Here is a 16,032-nt window from a genome sequence, read left to right on the forward strand (position 1 = left end):
GGCAACCCTGGGTATGGGGGCGCCCTCAGACCGCCTCGTAAGCGAGTCCGTCGTACGTCGCCGCACCGCCGCCACAGGAAGCGGCGGACCCGGACGTCCCACCACAGCGGTCCAGTTCGCACCAGATGCGCTTGCCGGTGCCCTCGGTGCTCCAGCCCCAGCGGTCGGCGAGGCCGTCGACGAGGGCCAGTCCACGCCCGCCGGTCGCGTCGCCGTCCACACAGCGCGGCACCGGCGCCCGGCCGCTGCGGTCGGCGACCTCCAGCCGGACGGTGACCTCCTCGGCCGCGTCCCGCCCGGGCAGGCACAGCCTCAGGACGGCAGGACAGCCGGTGTGCACCACGGCGTTGGTGACCAGCTCGGAGACGAGCAGGATCAGCGTCTCGGCCAGCGGCTCGTCCACCCCTATGCCGGACCCGGCCAGCCGTGAGCGGGCCCAGCGCCGGGCCCGCCCCACCTCAGCGGGGTCGGGCCGGATCTCCAGCTGCACTTGAAGCACCTGCACCGCTCACACCATCCGAACCGGCGGACACTTGGACTCGCGCCTCACGAGGGCCACGATCCTAGCCATTTTCTGCATGACCAGAACAACGACTGGGAAAGGGATCACGGTCCGTGACTCCCTTACGGCACAGCATGGTTGACGTTGAGTCACCTCAACAAGCGCTTCGGGCATATTCCAGCGCGAAGGAGTACCCGTGCGGCATACTGTGCGACGCTCGCCACGGGGAGTCGAACGGACGGCCGCGGACGGCCCGGTCACCCGGCGAGCACCCGCGAGAACCGGCCGGAGGGCCGCCGCCGACGGGGCGGCCCGGCCGCGGTGCGCGCGCACGACGACTCGCATCCCACCCAAGGTACCGGAGCGGACCTCCGACTCCGGGCGGTGACGGGGAACCCGCCGGACGGGCGCCGCTCCCGACGCTCCGTGATCAGGAGAATGCCACGATCCGCGACACGGACGTCCGGTGCGTCACTCGGGCACGGTGAAGTAGCGGGCGAACGCCGAGACGACCTCCTCCTCGCCGATCCGGCCGTCCTCGTCCGTGTCCAGCGCGCCGGCGACCTGACCGGCGAGGTTCTCGGCGACCCCCAGCACCGTGAGCACGCGCGCGGTGTTGTCCACGCCGACCGTGCCGTCCCCGGCGGTGTCGGCGACGGCGAGCGCCGCGTGCAGGAAGGGGCGGGCGATCTCGGCGAAGCGCTCGGGGTTGTCGCGCAGCCGCTTGACCGCGCCGTTCACGAACTCCTCGCGGGTGATGCGCTGGTCGCCGTCGCGGTCGGCGATGCCGGCCATGCCCTGCCAGAACGCCTCGGCCCCGACGTACAGGGCCTGGCCCCGGTCGGAACGGGCCGCGGTGTCGAACTCGGCGAGCAGCGCCTTGGCCGCGGCGCTGAAGTCCTCGCGGTCGATGTAGCCGTTGCCGTCCTGGTCGAAGCCGGCGAAGCGGGCCGCGATCCTGCGCTCGTACTCGCTGGTGACCATGTCTTCTTCAGGCCGCCTTAGGTCGGAGGGTCGTCTCGCTGGGAGCGTACGGGGTATGGGGGCAGGGGGGAGCCGGAAAGCGGTGCTCGGACCAAGACCGGGGGAACAACGGGACACGCGTGTGACACAGGTGAGGGGGACCACACGCGGGCGGGGGTGACGTGCGGGCGGCTCAGGCCGAGAGCGGGCGGGCGTCCTCGTCGACGGCGGACGGGACGTCCGGGTGGATCTCGAACAGTCGGCGCACGCCCAGCGCGCCGAGCACCTTGTTGACGTGACTGCCGTCGGCGGCGCCCCGCGCCGGGAGGATCAGCCGCAGCCGGCCCTGGCAGGAGCGCAGCAGCCGGCGGGAGGCGATGAGCACGCCCACCCCGCTGGAGTCGCAGAACCACACCTCGGAGAGGTCGAGGACGAGCGAGTGCCGCCCCTCGGCCACCACGTCGTGCACCCGCTGCCGCAGCACCGGGGAGGTCACCAGGTCGAGCTCGCCGGAGACCCGGAGGACGGCCCATGAGCCGTTCTCCTGGTCGGTCACTTTGAAGGTCACCACCACGCCCCTCGCTCGCCGAAACGGAAGCAGTACCTACGCTTCCTTGCAGCGCGGCTGCCCACCGGCCGTTCCCTGAAACACAGCCCCAGAAACGGTTACCGAACAGAAAGGGCTTGTTTTGGTCGCCTTCGATCTGATTCGGTCGGTTCCGATCGACTCACGGTAGGGAAGGTGTGATCCGTACGGCAACCGACCTGCACCGGCGGCCTCTTACCACGGAGGGCTTCGCGAGGGGCGCACATTGCCACAAAGGGGCGTGCACGCGTGTCCGTGGCGACTACATTCGTGGCGTCGCCGGTCACACACCGGCCCCGGGCACCGACCACCCCGGGGCTCCGGGGGACGAACAGGGGGTGAGGGGCAGCATGCCGAAAAGGGACGCACCGCCCCGCTGGGACCGCAAGATGCAGCAACGGCTCGCCCGCGGGGAGGCGGCCGCCCTCGGCGAGCTCTACGACCGCTTCGCCTCCCTGGTGCACGGCCTCGCCCACCGCGTCCTGGGTGACGAACACGCGGCGGACGGCGTCACCCGCGACGTCTTCGCCCACGTCTGGCAGCACCCCGACTCCTACGACCCCCGGCAGGGCCCCCTGCGCAGCTGGCTCGCCGCCCTGACCAACCGGCTGGCCGTGCAGCGGCTGCGCACCGCGGAGACCGCCGCGCTCGCCCGGGGCGGCCCCGGCACCACCGAGGACCTGGAACGCACGGTGCGGCACGCCACGGTGGCCGCCCGCGCCGACTACATCGTCCAGTCCATGCCCGCACCGCTGCGGGCCGCGCTGGAACTGGCGTACTTCCAGCGCCGCGACTACCGCCAGACCGCCGCCGACCTGGGCGTGACCGACGAGGAGGCCCGCCGCCGGCTGCGCCTGGGCCTGCAGTTGCTGGCCACCGCCCACGACACCGAGGCGCCGGGCGCCCCGCCCGGGATCGGAGGTGCCGCGTGAGCGGGCGCCGACCCGAGCCGTACGGCGACCGCGTACCTCTCGCCCCCGGGACGGACGGCCCGCCCCCGGGACGGGAGCACCATGTGCTGAAGTCGCTGCTGGGCGCCTGGGCGCTGGCCGCCTGCGCACCCGCCGAGGCGGAGGCCGTCGAGGAGCACCTCGGCGACTGCGGGCCCTGCGCGGACGAGGCCCTGCGGCTGCGCGAGGCGGTCGGCCTGCTCCACCGGCCCGAGAGCCTCGACCTGGACCCGGCGCTGCGCACCCGCGTCCTGGAGGCCTGCCTGGAGCGGCGCCCGCCGCGCATCCCGGTCCCCGAGTGGGCCACCGCCTACGACGCCGAGACGGCCCGGCTCGACGCGCTGCTCCAGGACTTCGGGGACTCCGAGTGGCACGCGCCGGTCCGGCTGCGCTGGTACGAGGGCGACGAGGCGAGCACCCGCCGCACCACGGTCGCCGGGGTCATCGCCCACCTGCTGACCGTCGACGGGCTGGTCGCGGTCGCCCTGGGCCTGGAGGACCCGCTCGGCGACGTCCGGCCCGCCCGCCCCACGCCGTCGGACCGCACCGAGGCCTACTGGCACGCCGCCCGTTTCCCGCCCACCCGGGCCGTCCGCGGCCCCTGGCGGGAGCAGAGCCACCGGCTGATCCGCACGGTCTCCTTCACCGGCAGCGGCACCGGCCGTATGACGGTCCCCTACGGCGACTTCGCGCTGCCGCTGCACGACGCCATGCTGGACCGGGCCTTCGAGTGCTGGGTGCACGCGGAGGACATCGCCGAGGCGGTGGACTACCCCTACGCCCCGCCCTCCGGACGCCACCTGCACGACATGGTGGACCTCGCGGCCCGGCTGCTGCCGGTGGTCCTGGAGAACCGCCGCCACCACGGGCTGGCCGCCCCTGTGGAACGCCGGCTGGTGGCGGCCGGGGAGCCGGGGCGCAGTGTGCGGCTGGAGATCGAGGGTTCCGGCGGCGGGGAGTGGCTGATCCCGCTGGACTCGGCGGCGGCGAAGGGGTCGGCGGAGCATGAGGTGGCTCATGTCGCCCTGGACGGGGCGGAGTTCTGCCGGCTGGCGGCGGGGCATGTGCCTCCGCCGGAGGCTGCGGCCGGGCAGGAGGGGGACCGCGAGGCGATCAGGGACGTCCTCTTCGCCGCGGCGAGCCTGAGCCGTATGTAGGACACCTGCGGGTGATCCGTGGTTGCTCGCGCAGTTCCCCGCGCCCCTTCAGGGGCGCGGGGAACTGCGCGAACGGCCCCCGACGGCCCGCAGCCGCCAACGGGCGGAAAGGCTCCGCCTCTCAGGCGAACACCACGGTGCGGCGGCCGTTCAGCAGGATCCTCCGCTCAGCGTGCCACTTCACCGCCCGCGCCAGCGCCTGGCACTCCACGTCCCGCCCGACGGCGACCAGTTGATCCGGCGTGACGTCGTGCGACACCCGCTCGACCTCCTGCTCGATGATCGGCCCCTCGTCAAGATCCGCGGTGACGTAGTGAGCGGTCGCACCGATCAGCTTCACACCCCGCGCGTGCGCCTGGTGATACGGCTTCGCACCCTTGAAGCTCGGCAGGAAGGAGTGGTGGATGTTGATGATCCGCCCCGACAACTGCTTGCACAGGTCGTCGGAGAGCACCTGCATGTAGCGGGCGAGGACGACGAGTTCGACCTCCTCCTCGCGCACGATCTCCAGCAGCCGGGCCTCCGCCTCCTGCTTGGAGTCCCTCGTCACCGGGATGTGATGGAAGGGGATGTTGTAGGAGGCCACCAGCTCGGCGAAGTCGGTGTGGTTGGACACCACCCCGGCGATCTCCACCGGCAGCGCGCCGGTCCGCGCGCGGAACAGCAGGTCGTTCAGGCAGTGCCCGAACCTGCTGACCATGAGCAGGATGCGCATCTTCTCGTCGGCCCGGTTGATGTGCCAGTCCATCTGGAACGAGTCACCGATGGCCGCGAAGCTCGCCCGCAGCTTCTCCACGGTGACCGGCGCCTCGGCGGAGAAGTGGACGCGCATGAAGAACAGACCCGTGTCGTGGTCGCCGAACTGCTGACTGTCCTCGATGTTGCAGCCGGTCATGAACAGGTAGCTGGACACGGCGTGCACGATGCCCTGCTTGTCGGGACAGAACAGCGTGAGGACGTACTGGTCGGCCGGGGCCGCGGCTCGGGTGGACTGCTCGCTCATGGGGGAAAGGGTCGCACACCCGGGCCCGCGCCCGGCCTGCCGTTCCGCTACGCGGACCGGGTCAGGATGCGCAGCACCTCGAGCGTGCTGGGCGGTGCGTCAGGGTCGTCGCCGTCGCTCGCCGCCATCCGCACGTGCGCGTCGCGCGCCGCGCGGACCGCCTCCGGCCAGCCCTCGTGCTCCAGGTAGGCGGTCACCTGGGCGTCCGGGCCGACCTGGTGCATGATCCGCAGCACGCGCAGCACCGCGGTGTCGACGAGTGCGGCCTCCTGCGAGTCACGGAAGATCGTGCCGACGTACTTCTCCGCCGACCAGTTGTCCAGCCAGGTGTCCTCGACCAGCCGGTACACGGCGTCGGTGACGTCCCCGTAACCGGGCACGCCGGCCAGCCAGACGTCCCGCTGGAAGCCGGGGTCGGAGAGCATGTGCAGCGCGGAGCGCACATTGCTGCGCCAGCGCCACCACGGCATGTCGTTGAGTGGCATGCCGCCCATGGTGGAGGAGCGACGGCCGCGACGGGAAGAGTTCTCCGAACCTTGCACGGTCGTCGATCGTACGTTTCCCTCCCGCACCGGTCGGACGGGACCCCGCAATTCACCTCCGCGTCACCGTCCGTCGACCGAGGGTCACTCCCGGGTTCGCCGTGTGAGGGAATCGTGCGGGGACATGACCGGCAGGCGACGCATCCGCAGCACCGTCCTCCCCCACCCCCTCGCCCGGACCGCCCGTGCCGGCGCCCTCGCCGCGGGCGTCCTGGCGGCGTCCGCCGCGCTGGTCGCGGGGTGCGGGATCGTCCCCGGGGTCACGGGGGGCTCCGGGGACGACACGATCACCGTGATGACGTGGGCGCCCGAGAACACCGAGGACGCCGGGGCCACCGACAGGGCCGGCATGCCCGCGTTCGCCGAGGCCTACGCCCGCTGGGTCAACGCCCGGGGCGGCATCAACGGCCGCCGGCTGGAGGTGCTGACCTGCGACGAGGGTGACGACCCGCTGGCCGCCGCGCGCTGCGCCCGGCGGGCGGTCGCGGAGAACGCCGTCGCGGTGGTCGGCTCCTACAGCCAGCACGGCGACGCCTTCCTGCCCACGCTCGAGACCGCCGGCATCCCGTACATCGGCGGCTACGGCATCACCCACGACGAGTTCACCAGCCCGCTGTCCTACCCCGTCAACGGCGGTCAGCCCGCGCTGCTGGCCGGTCTCGGCCGCACCCTCGCCGACGCGTGCGGGCCGGTCGCCCTGGTCCGGCCCGACACCATCGCGGGCGACCAGCTGCCCCCGCTGCTGGACTCGGGCCTGACGGCGGGCGGGCACGACCCGGCCGGAGACCTGCGCGCCGCCGAGGCCGCGACCTCCTACGGCGACACCGCCGAGCGCGCGCTGGAGCACGCCGCCGGTTCCGGGGAGAAGGGCTGCGTGGTGCCGGCGCTCGGGGACCGCACCGGCACGTTCATGGACTCCTTCCGGCGCGCCCGCACCGAGCACCCCGAAGTGCGCACCGCGACCGTGCTGGGCAGCGTCGACCAGACGGTGCTGGACGCCTCCGGCGGGGCGTCGGGGCCGTACGAGGGGGCGTACGTGACCGGCTGGTACCCGGAGGCGGGCGACGCGCGCTGGAAGCCGATGAAGGAGGTGATCCGGGCGGAGGCGTTCGGCGACAACCGCATCGACCCGGCGGACGCCGGGGTGCAGACCACGTGGATCGCCTACACCGTCCTCCGGCAGGCCGTGGAGTCGCTCGGGGACGGCGAGGTCAGCGCGGACACGGTGAGCGGGGCCCTGGACGACGGTCTGAAGGTCTCCACCGGCGACCTCACGCCGACGCTGCGCTGGCGGTTCCAGGACAAGCTGGCCGCCGTCGGCCTTCCCCGCCTGGTCAACGCGAACGTGACCCTCCAGGTGGTGGACCAGGGCCGTCTGGTCTCCGCCTCGAAGGGCTTCACCGACGTCACCTCCACCCTCCGCGACGCCTCCCTGTAGGCACCCCCGGGGGGAGCGTGGAACTGCGCGATCAACCCCCACGCACCGGCACCCCGCCACCGGCCCGAAGCCCCCACCCCGTGGGGCGCCGCCGTCGACCCAGCCCTACAGCTGGGTCGGCGCCCGCTCGGTCAGCCCGTACTGACGAGCGATCTCGTTCCACAACTCGGAAGCCTTCTTCTTCTGCTCCGTAGCCGTCCCGCTCGCCCGGTTCCCCTCCTCCGTCTCACGGGTCGACCGCGCCTGCCCCTTCTTGCACCCCTTCTTGCCCGCCGTCTGTTCCGCCCAGCGCGCGTAGTGGTCGTCGGCCGAGGCGGACGCCTTCCACGCCTTCTTCAGCGCCTCCGTCAGCGTCTGGTGCTCGGGCAGCTTGTCCACGGACAGCTGGGACAGGTCCGTCACCAGCTGGTTCCGCTGCTTCGCGGCCTCGCGCAGGTCGGACGCGGCCTTGCCGAGGTCACGGCACGCCTTCACGTCCTCCACCGCACTGATCACGGTGCTGCGGCTGTCGCCGCTGTGCGCCAGCAGCTTGTCCAGCTCGACGGCCTGCTCCCGGGCCGGGTCGACGGACGGTGAGGCCGAGGCCTCCTCGCTCGCGGGCGCGGTGGCGGACACCGGCTGGTTCTTCCCGGAGTCGTCGTCCCCGCCGCCGCTGCCGAGCAGGGCGCCCGCGCCGACACCGACGACGGCGATACCGACCCCGACCGCGGCGATCAGCGGCCACCGCGGGCCGCCGCCACGGCCACCACCGCCGCCGCGTCCGCCACGGGGGGCGGGCGGCGCGGGAGGCGTGGGCGGTCCGGGCGGGGTGCGGTCGGCCCGGGCGGGACGTCCGTACTCCATGCGCGGAAGCTGCTGGGTGGACCCCGCGGCGCCGCCGTCGTCGGTGCGGAAGAGGTTGTCGAACTCGGCCGGCGGCTGCCGGCTGCCGTCGTCGGGCGCGGCGCCGTAGGGCTGCGGCGGCCCCTGGTCGGTGATCGGGGCGATGAACTGGGTGGGCTCGGCGTCCGGGTTGCCGTGCTGCGGCAGCGGGCCGGGGCCGGCCGCGGGCTGCGGGGCATGGCGAGGTTGCGGGTGGCCTCCGCGTCGTGCGCGGCGGGCATCTCGGGCGGCAGCGCGCCCGGGCGACCGGCGGTATGTACTGGGTCGCCCCCTCGTCGGGACCGCCCGCGGCGACCGGCGGGAGGAACTGCGTGGCGCCCTCGGCCCCGTCCGGGGCGGGCGGCGGCAGCGGCGCGCCCTGGGCGGCCGGGTAGCCGTAGCCTCCCCCGTCCGGAGTGCCGTAACCCGCGCCGTGCCCGCCGTACGCCCCCGCGCCGCCGGTGCCGTAGCCGTCCGTGCCGCCGGTGCCGTAGCCGTCCGTGCCGTGCCGTAGCCGTCCGGTGTGCCGTAGCCGTCCGTGCCGGTGTGCCGTAGCCGGCGCCCTGCTGGCCGGCGTGCGCGCCGTGGCCGTACGCGTCCGGGGTGCCGTTCGCGGCCGGGTAGCCGCCCTGGGACGGGGTGCCCTCGGGCGGCAGGGGGCCTGGGCCCTGGCCGGCCGGGGTCTGGCCGCCGGCGTCCCAGGAGGGCTGCTGCTGCGGCTGCTGCTGCCAGGACCCGTCGCCCGCGGCCGGCCACTCCTGGCCCGGCGCCGGGGCGGCCTGCTGCTGCTCGGGGCCCCAGGGGGTCCCCCAGGTCTGGCCGCCGGGCGGCGCGGAGGCGGGGAACCCGCCGGCGGGCGACCGGCCGGCCGTGCCGCCGGGCGCCACTGGACCGGACGTCATGCCCGGCAGCAGGGGCTCACCACCGTCGGAGGGCAGCACGATGCCTTCGCGCGCGGGGCGCGCCGAGGGCTCCTCGCCCTGTCCACTCTGCGTCACCGGGACTCCTACTAATGGGGGACCTTGTGAATCGTCGGCTCACGCTACCGGGTCCCCGGAGCCCGGTGCCACGCAGCACAGAACCGGACCTCCTGCCCTGTGAGCGCGGTAACAAAACCACGTCACCGCACGCTGATTACCTCCCCTTCCGCCCCGTCCGCCTCATGTGCCGCACGGGGTGTCACGTACGTCACGCCGCCGTCTGGAGCTCCATGCGGGCCCCGAACTCCCTGACCACCGGCTCCTCGCGGTACGGCTCCAGGCGCTGCTGGAGGTCCTCCAGGTACTCGGCGCCCCGGTTGGAGCGCAGCCCGCCCAGCAGGTCCGCCGCCTTCAGGCCGGTGTTGCAGGCCTGTTCGATCTCGCGCTGCTGCACCTGGGCGGTGGCCAGCAGCACATAGCCGATCGCCCGGCGCCGGGCCCGCGAGGGCGGGTGGCCGTCCAGCGACGCCTGGGCGTACCGCGCGGCGGCCTCCGGCCGGCCGAGGTCACGGTGGCAGTGCGCCAACTCGTCGGCGAGGTAAGCCTCGTCGAAGTGCGCGATCCACGGCGGGTCGTCCCCGGAGTCCGGCTCCGCGGCCTCCAGGGCGCTCACCGCGCGGCCCGCGGCGGCCTCCGCGGCCTGGGCGTCACCCATCAGCGCGTGCCCCCGAGCCTCCGCCGCGAGGAACATCGCCTCCGCGCGGGGTGTCACGCGCCCCCGCGCGCCCTCCTGCGCCGCCCGCGCCAACTGGGCGATCTCACGCGGGTTTCCGAGCTGCGCGGCGAGGTGGCTCATGGACGCGGCGAGCACGTATCCGCCGTAGCCGCGGTCCCCGGCCGCCTGCGCCAGCCGCAGCGCCTGGATGTAGTAGCGCTGCGCCAGGCCCGGTTGGCCGGTGTCGACGGCCATGTACCCGGCCAGTTCGGTGAGTCGGGCGACGGCGGCGAACAGGTCGCGCCCGACCGCCTCGCGGTACGACCCGGCCAGCATCCCCGAGACGACGCTGTTGAGGTAGTGCACCACGACCGGGCGGACGTGCCCGCTGCCGTACTGGTGGTCCAGGGCGACCAGCGCCTCCGTCATGGACCGCACCGCCGCCACGTCGGACTGGCCCACACGCGGGCCGGTGGAGCGCGCCACCTGCCCGTCGGGCGCGGAGATCAGCCAGTCCCGGCTGGGCTCCACCAGCGCCGAGGCGGCGACCGAGGACCCGGACAGGAAGTCCCGCCGCCCCACGTCACTGCGCCACAGCTCGCAGACCTGCTCGACGGCTCCCAGCACCGTCGGCGAGAACTGCAGGCCGACCCCCGACGCGAGGTTCTTGCCGTTGGCCATGCCGATCTCGTCGATCGTGACCGTACGGCCCAGCTTGCGGCCCAGCGCCTCCGCGATGATCGCCGGTGCCCGGCCCCGCGGCTGCTGGCCCCGCAGCCAGCGCGCCACCGACGTCTTGTCGTAGCGCAGGTCGAGGCCGTGCTCCGCGCCGCACATGTTGACCCTGCGGGCCAGTCCGGCGTTGGAGCATCCGGCTTCCTGGATGAGCGCCTGCAGCCGTTCGTTCGGCTGCCGGGCGACGAGCGGCCTTGCGGCCATGGCGTACCCCCTGAGGCTGCGGTGCCTGCCCACGCACCGGGTTGACGTGTTGTCCGCGGCCGTACGTCTCACGTCGTCCCGGCGAGACGTACGGCCGGGAGAATCAATGCCCCGTCGACATACCGACAATGCGGGACATGTGAGAATTGCCGGGGTAACGGCGGTCGCCGGCCCCCCTCCTGGTTACCCCGTCGCGGTGGCGGATCCCCCCGCGCGCCCCCGCGGATGCACCCATGCGCCCCGGACACGGACCCGATGCCCCTCCCCCGCGCACAGGGACGGGCGTAACCCCTGGTGACGGCTGTAGTTGTGTTCATCGTGGAAGAGACGATCGCGGGCGCCGACGCCGTACAGATCCCGACGCAGCGCGGGGAATCGCTGCTGGACACCGCCGTGCGTTATGCCGAGGAGCGGCACTGGGACGTGGTGCCGGGCACCTGGACCGAGGTCGTCGACGGGGTGCACGTCTGCTCGTGCGGTGACCTCGCGTGCTCCGCGCCGGGCGCGCACCCGGGCCGCCCCGACTGGGCGGCGCAGTCCACCGGCAGCGCCACCGTCGCGCGCCGGATGTGGCAGCAGCGGCCCGACGCCTCGATCCTGCTGCCCACCGGGCGCACCTTCGACGCGATCTCCGTGCCGGAGACGGCCGGACTCCTGGCGCTGGCGCGGATGGAGCGGATGGGGCTCACGCCGGGCCCGGTGACCCGGACACCGCACCGGCGCACGGAGTTCTTCGTCCTGCCCGGCGCGGCGGCGAAGCTCCCGGAGCTGGTGCGCGAGCTGGGGTGGGCGCTGCCGTCGCTCGACCTGGCCGTCCTGGGCGAGGGGGCGTACGTGGCCGCCCCGCCGACCCGGGTCGGATGCCGCGGAGCCGTGCAGTGGGTCCGCCGGCCGACCCGGGAGAACCGCTGGCTGCCGGACGCGGAGGAGCTGGCGTCCGCGCTGGCGTACGCGTGCGGCCGGGACCGGTGACCGGAGCACCGCCCGCCCCCGCGCCGTGATCCCGCGGTCCGTTCCCCTTAGGCTCGGGGCCGACGGAGGGAGACGTGGTGGGGACTGTTGCCGTACGTGTGCGGGGCCTGTGGAAGCGGTTCGGGGAGCAGGTCGCCGTCGGCGGGATCGACCTCGAGCTGCCCGCGGGGCGGTTCATCGGGCTGGTCGGGCCGAACGGCGCCGGGAAGACCACCACGCTGTCCATGGTGACCGGGCTGCTGCGCCCGGACCAGGGCACCGTCGAGATCGCCGGGCACGACGTGTGGCGGGACCCGGTCGCGGTCAAGGCCCGGATCGGCGTCCTGCCGGAGGGACTCCGCCTCTTCGAGCGGCTCTCCGGGCGCGAACTGCTCGCCTACAGCGGCCGGTTGCGCGGGCTGCCCGGTGAGGAGGTCGACAAGCGCGCCACGCAGCTGCTCGACGTCCTCGACCTGGCCGGTGCCCAGCACAAGCTCGTCGTCGACTACTCCACCGGCATGCGCAAGAAGATCGGCCTGGCCGCCGCCCTGCTGCACAATCCGGAAGTCCTGTTCCTGGACGAGCCGTTCGAGGGTGTGGACCCGGTGTCCGCGCAGACCATCCGGGGCGTGCTGGAGCGCTACACGACGTCCGGCGCCACGGTGGTGTTCTCCTCCCACGTGATGGAGCTCGTGGAGTCACTGTGCGACTGGGTGGCGGTGATGGCCGCGGGCCGCATCCGTGCCCACGGCCCGCTCGCCGAGGTGCGCGGCGACGCCCCCACCCTCCAGCGGGCGTTTCTCGAACTGGTCGGCGCCGACAGCCGCGACGCCGGGTCCCACCTCGACTGGCTGGGCGGCGGGGCCCGGTGAGCGCGCCCGCGATCACCCCCGTCGTCGTACGGCTGAAGCTGTCGCTGCTGCGCAACGGCCTGCGCCAGTCAGGCGGCCGCCGCGCCGCGTACATCGCCTCCGCCGTCTTCGCGCTGCTGTTCGCCGCGCTCCAGGTGCTCGGACTCGTCGCGCTGCGCGGCTTCGACCACGTCGAGTCGCTGGTCGTGCTGCTGGTGGCGGTGCTGGCCCTCGGCTGGGCGGTGATGCCGCTGTTCTTCCCCGGCGGCGACGAGACCCTCGACCCGACCCGCCTGGTGATGCTGCCGCTGCGCCCGCGGCCCCTGGTCCGGGCTCTGCTGGCGGCCTCCCTGGTGGGCATCGGGCCGCTCTTCTCGCTGTGCCTGCTGACCGGCTCGGTGATCGCCGTCGCGCACGGCGCGGCGGCCTTCGCGGTGGGCGTCCTCGCCGTCCCGCTGGCGCTGCTGGTGTGCGTGGCCCTCGCGCGGGCCGTGGCCGCGGCGAACGTACGGCTGCTCACCAGCCGCAAGGGCCGCGACCTCGCGGTGCTCAGCGGTCTGGTCATCGCGATCGGCGCGCAGGTGGTCAACTTCGGTGTGCAGCGGCTCGGTTCGTCCGGCCTGGAGCAGCTGGACCCGGTGGCGGACGTGCTGCGCTGGCTCCCGGCCGCGTCGGCGGTCGGCGCCGTGCACACGGCCGGCGAGGGGTCGTACGGGGCAGCGGCGGCCCAGCTGGCGGTGAGCGCGGCGGCGCTCGCGGCGCTGCTGGTGCTGTGGTCGCGCTCCCTGACCCGGCTGATGACCTCGCCGGACGGCTCCACGCTCCAGGCGGGCGATTCCGCGGTGCGCGACCGCCCCTCGGCCGGACTCGGACGCCTGCTGCCGCAGGGCAGGACCGGCACGGTGATGGAGCGCAGCCTGCGCTACATCTGGCGCGACCCGAAGACGAAGGCCGCGTGGGTGACGTCGCTGGCGATCGGCCTGATCGTGCCGGTGTTCAACGCCTGGCAGGGCACCGGCTCGGTGTACTTCGCCTGTTTCGCCGCCGGGATGCTCGGCATCCAGATGTACAACCAGTTCGGGCAGGACACCTCGGCGTTCTGGATGGTCGCGACGACCATCTCCTCCACCCGTGACGCCTACGTCGAACTGCGCGCCCGCGCCCTGGCTCTGCTGCTGATCACCCTGCCGTACGCCACGCTCGTCACCGTGCTGACGACCGCGATGCTGGACGACTGGGCGAGACTGCCGGAGGCGCTGGGACTGTCCTTCGCGCTGCTCGGTGCGATGCTCGCGACCGGCGCGTGGACCTCGGCCCGCTTCCCGTACTCGGTGCCGCAGGACGGCTACAAGAACGTCGCCCCCGGCCAGGTCGGGCTCGCCTGGATCTCGATCTTCGGCGGCATGATGGCGGCGGCCCTGCTGTGCCTGCCGGTGATCGCCGCGACCATCGGGCTGAACCTCGGCGAGAGCGGCCAGGACCTCCGGTGGCTCCTGCTCCCCGTGGGCACGGTCTACGGGGCGCTGCTGGCCCTCGGCGGTCTGCGTCTGGCCGCGCCCCGGACGGCCGGACGGCTCCCGGAGATCATCGCGGCGGTCAGCAAGGGCTGAGCGCGCCCCGCCGCCGCGTGGGAAAACCGGTTGGCGGCCGGGGTGGCCGCTGCTACGGTCCCGGAGGCCGTGCGAGAGAGCGAGGAGGTGGTACCCGTGAACGCCGTACTGACATGGGTGCTCCCCTCCGGGGTCACGGTCGGGCGATAGGCAGGTCGTCCGGGAGCGCCGTTCCAGCGCACTCCCGAAAGGCACGACCATGCATGTCATCTCCGAGAAGCACCTCGACGACGGTCTCCTGGAACGCGAGTTCACCCTCGGCGAGGTTCCCGGCCTGCTGTGGACGCCGCCGGCCGCGTCCGCTGCCGCGCCGGTGCCGCTGATCCTGCTCGGCCACCCCCCGCTGGGCCTGCGCGCGATGTATCCCCGGCTGGTGGCCCGGGCCCGCCGGGCCGCGGCGGACGGTTTCGCGACGGCCACCGTCGAGCTCCCCGGCAGCGGCGACCGGCCCGCGTGGCCGGCCCTGGACGAGGCCCGCGCCGGTCTCCGGCGGGCGATGCGGGCGGGCGGTCCGGTCGGCGACGAGATCGTCGACGCGCTCGTCCTCCCGTTGGTCGAGCGGGCGGTCCCGGAATGGCGGTCCGCCCTGGACGCCCTGCTGGCGCTGCCCGGGATCGGCGGTCCGGTCGGCTACTCGGGCGGGCTGATCTCCGTCGGCATCGGGCTGGCGGTGGCCGACCCGCGCATCGAGGCCGCCGTCCTGTTCGCGGGGAGCCTGGTGCCCCGGGTCATGTTCGAGGAGGCCCGGCGGGTGACCGTTCCGCTGCACGTCCTGCTCCAGTGGGACGACGAGGGGAACGAGCGGCAGGCGGCCCTGGACCTGTTCGACGCCTTCGGTTCCGGGGAGAAGTCGCTGCACGCCCACCTGGGCGGCCACACCGGCGTCCCGGAGCACGCGGGGGACGCCGCGGCCCGGTTCCTCGCACGGCATCTGAAGGCCGCCTGACGCCGGTTTCCCGGGGGAGCCCGGGCCGCGGGCGGCGGCTCGGGCTCCCGGGGGCCCTCACGTCTCGTCGAGGGACTCCAGGAACGGTTCGATGGCGGAGAACCAGGCGTCGGGCTGGTCGTAGTGGACCAGGTGGCCGGCGTCGGCGACCTCGGCGTACCGGCCGCGGGGCAGGACCCGGACCATCTCCTGAGCCTCCGCGCGGCCCAGTTCGCCGTCCAGGCCGCGTACCACCAGGGCGGGGCAGCGGACCTGCGCCAGCTCCTCCCAGTGCGCGTCGTACACCCAGGTCTCGCGGGAGCGGAGCATCTGGTCCGGGTCGAAGACCGGGCGCCAGCCGTCGGGGGACTCGGCCATCACCTCGGCGTAGAACTCGCCGCGGGCCGGGTTCGGCCGCTCCACCCAGGGGTCGTCCTCACCGAACCACTTGCGCACGTCGGCCAGGGTGGCGAACGGCACGGGCCAGGAGGCGAACCACTCCGCCCACTCGCGCTGCGAGGCGCCCCCGAGGGCCGAGGCCCGCATGTCGCAGATGATCAGGCCGCCGACCAGGTCGGGGCGTCTGGCGGCCAGCTGCCAGGCGGTCAGCGCGCCCATCGCGTGGCCGATGAGGACGGCGGGCCCGAGCCTGAGCTGTTCGAGGGCGGCCTCCGCGTCGTCGACGTAGGCGCCGCGGGTGAAGGAGGCGTCCGAGGGCTTCTCGCTGCGGCCGTGGCCGCGCTGGTCGAGGGCGATCGCGCGGTGGCGCGCGGAAAGCCGGCGGGCGGTGGACGCCCAGTGCGAGGCGCGGCCCATCAGGCCGTGCAGTAACAGCACGCCGGGCGCGTCCGCGGCGGTGTCCGCCACCGGGCCGGGCCCGTTCTTGGCCGGGTCGCCGAACTCCCAGGCGGCCAGACGTACGCCGTCCGCCCCCGTCACGTCGATGCGTCGCGCCATGGTCTGGCACCCCCCAAGCTCGCTGCCTGCCCACTGCCTGCCGCCGGTCCACCGGACCCGTCGGTCCGCCGGCTCCTGCCTGTCACCACTGCCGCACGTTATCGAATGAGCATTCGAAAATGCCCGTCTGCCCGGCAACACCCCTCGTTCGAGTGACCCCGT

At 73.9% G+C, this 16,032-nt stretch carries 15 protein-coding genes; 7 read left to right on the plus strand and 8 right to left on the minus strand.

What is annotated here, in order from left to right:
• Positions 1-25: 25 nt before the first annotated feature.
• From F3L20_RS29520 to F3L20_RS29535, 3 genes are all read right to left on the minus strand, one after another.
• Positions 26-490, minus strand: coding sequence for an ATP-binding protein (locus tag F3L20_RS29520; RefSeq protein WP_145827027.1), 465 nt, complete (start codon positions 488-490; stop codon positions 26-28).
• Between the two features lie 483 nt (positions 491-973).
• A complete protein-coding gene (locus tag F3L20_RS29530; protein WP_150156880.1) occupies positions 974-1,486 on the minus strand; it encodes an EF-hand domain-containing protein in 513 nt (170 codons plus the stop codon).
• 172 nt (positions 1,487-1,658) lie between these two features.
• Positions 1,659-2,039, minus strand: a complete 381-nt coding sequence (locus F3L20_RS29535) for an STAS domain-containing protein (protein ID WP_145826804.1) — start codon at positions 2,037-2,039, stop codon at positions 1,659-1,661.
• A 362-nt stretch (positions 2,040-2,401) separates the two neighbouring features.
• Here F3L20_RS29535 and F3L20_RS29540 point away from each other — a divergent pair, with 362 nt between their 5' ends.
• Both F3L20_RS29540 and F3L20_RS29545 read left to right on the plus strand, forming a co-directional pair.
• Positions 2,402-2,983, plus strand: a complete 582-nt coding sequence (locus tag F3L20_RS29540) for a sigma-70 family RNA polymerase sigma factor (RefSeq protein ID WP_150156881.1) — start codon at positions 2,402-2,404, stop codon at positions 2,981-2,983.
• On the plus strand, positions 2,980-4,158 hold the full coding sequence (locus F3L20_RS29545; protein ID WP_150156882.1) for a maleylpyruvate isomerase N-terminal domain-containing protein: 1,179 nt from the start codon (positions 2,980-2,982) through the stop codon (positions 4,156-4,158). The genes F3L20_RS29540 and F3L20_RS29545 overlap by 4 nt, the downstream gene beginning before the upstream one ends.
• A 121-nt stretch (positions 4,159-4,279) precedes the next feature.
• On the opposite strand, the gene purU is transcribed toward F3L20_RS29545, so the two are convergent.
• Complete coding sequence (gene purU / locus F3L20_RS29550) at positions 4,280-5,161, minus strand: formyltetrahydrofolate deformylase (protein WP_150156883.1); 882 nt, start codon at positions 5,159-5,161, stop codon at positions 4,280-4,282.
• A 47-nt stretch (positions 5,162-5,208) separates the two neighbouring features.
• Positions 5,209-5,655, minus strand: coding sequence for an SCO4402 family protein (locus F3L20_RS29555; protein WP_024884252.1), 447 nt, complete (start codon positions 5,653-5,655; stop codon positions 5,209-5,211).
• A gap of 172 nt (positions 5,656-5,827) precedes the next feature.
• Here F3L20_RS29555 and F3L20_RS29560 point away from each other — a divergent pair, with 172 nt between their 5' ends.
• Positions 5,828-7,141 carry an ABC transporter substrate-binding protein gene (locus tag F3L20_RS29560; RefSeq protein WP_150156884.1) on the plus strand — a complete coding sequence of 438 codons (1,314 nt, stop codon included), beginning with the start codon at positions 5,828-5,830 and terminating at the stop codon, positions 7,139-7,141.
• Positions 7,142-7,246: 105 nt separating this feature from the next.
• Here F3L20_RS29560 and F3L20_RS34990 read toward each other — a convergent pair whose 3' ends face one another.
• Together F3L20_RS34990 and F3L20_RS29570 are read right to left on the minus strand one after the other, a co-directional pair.
• Positions 7,247-7,984: a hypothetical protein gene (locus F3L20_RS34990; protein ID WP_240810785.1), complete on the minus strand. Its 738-nt coding sequence runs from the start codon at positions 7,982-7,984 to the stop codon at positions 7,247-7,249.
• Positions 7,985-9,190: 1,206 nt separating this feature from the next.
• On the minus strand, positions 9,191-10,576 hold the full coding sequence (locus tag F3L20_RS29570; protein WP_150156885.1) for a transcriptional regulator: 1,386 nt from the start codon (positions 10,574-10,576) through the stop codon (positions 9,191-9,193).
• Between the two features lie 309 nt (positions 10,577-10,885).
• Here F3L20_RS29570 and F3L20_RS29575 point away from each other — a divergent pair, with 309 nt between their 5' ends.
• The 4 genes from F3L20_RS29575 to F3L20_RS29590 all read left to right on the plus strand — a co-directional run bounded on the left by F3L20_RS29575 (position 10,886) and on the right by F3L20_RS29590 (position 14,934).
• Entirely contained in the window at positions 10,886-11,548 is a 663-nt protein-coding gene (locus tag F3L20_RS29575; protein WP_150157542.1) for a bifunctional DNA primase/polymerase, read from the plus strand.
• A gap of 74 nt (positions 11,549-11,622) precedes the next feature.
• Positions 11,623-12,399, plus strand: coding sequence for an ABC transporter ATP-binding protein (locus F3L20_RS29580; protein WP_150156886.1), 777 nt, complete (start codon positions 11,623-11,625; stop codon positions 12,397-12,399).
• Positions 12,396-13,988: a transporter gene (locus F3L20_RS29585; protein ID WP_150156887.1), complete on the plus strand. Its 1,593-nt coding sequence runs from the start codon at positions 12,396-12,398 to the stop codon at positions 13,986-13,988. The genes F3L20_RS29580 and F3L20_RS29585 overlap by 4 nt, the downstream gene beginning before the upstream one ends.
• 199 nt (positions 13,989-14,187) lie before the next feature.
• The gene (locus tag F3L20_RS29590; protein ID WP_145826796.1) at positions 14,188-14,934 is read left to right on the plus strand and encodes an alpha/beta hydrolase; all 747 of its coding nucleotides are present in this window, start codon (positions 14,188-14,190) and stop codon (positions 14,932-14,934) included.
• A gap of 57 nt (positions 14,935-14,991) precedes the next feature.
• Here F3L20_RS29590 and F3L20_RS29595 read toward each other — a convergent pair whose 3' ends face one another.
• Positions 14,992-15,870 carry an alpha/beta fold hydrolase gene (locus F3L20_RS29595; protein WP_150156888.1) on the minus strand — a complete coding sequence of 293 codons (879 nt, stop codon included), beginning with the start codon at positions 15,868-15,870 and terminating at the stop codon, positions 14,992-14,994.
• Positions 15,871-16,032: the final 162 nt, after the last annotated feature.

It is taken from the genome of Streptomyces tendae (genome assembly GCF_008632955.1).
Taxonomy (GTDB): Bacteria; Actinomycetota; Actinomycetes; order Streptomycetales; family Streptomycetaceae; genus Streptomyces.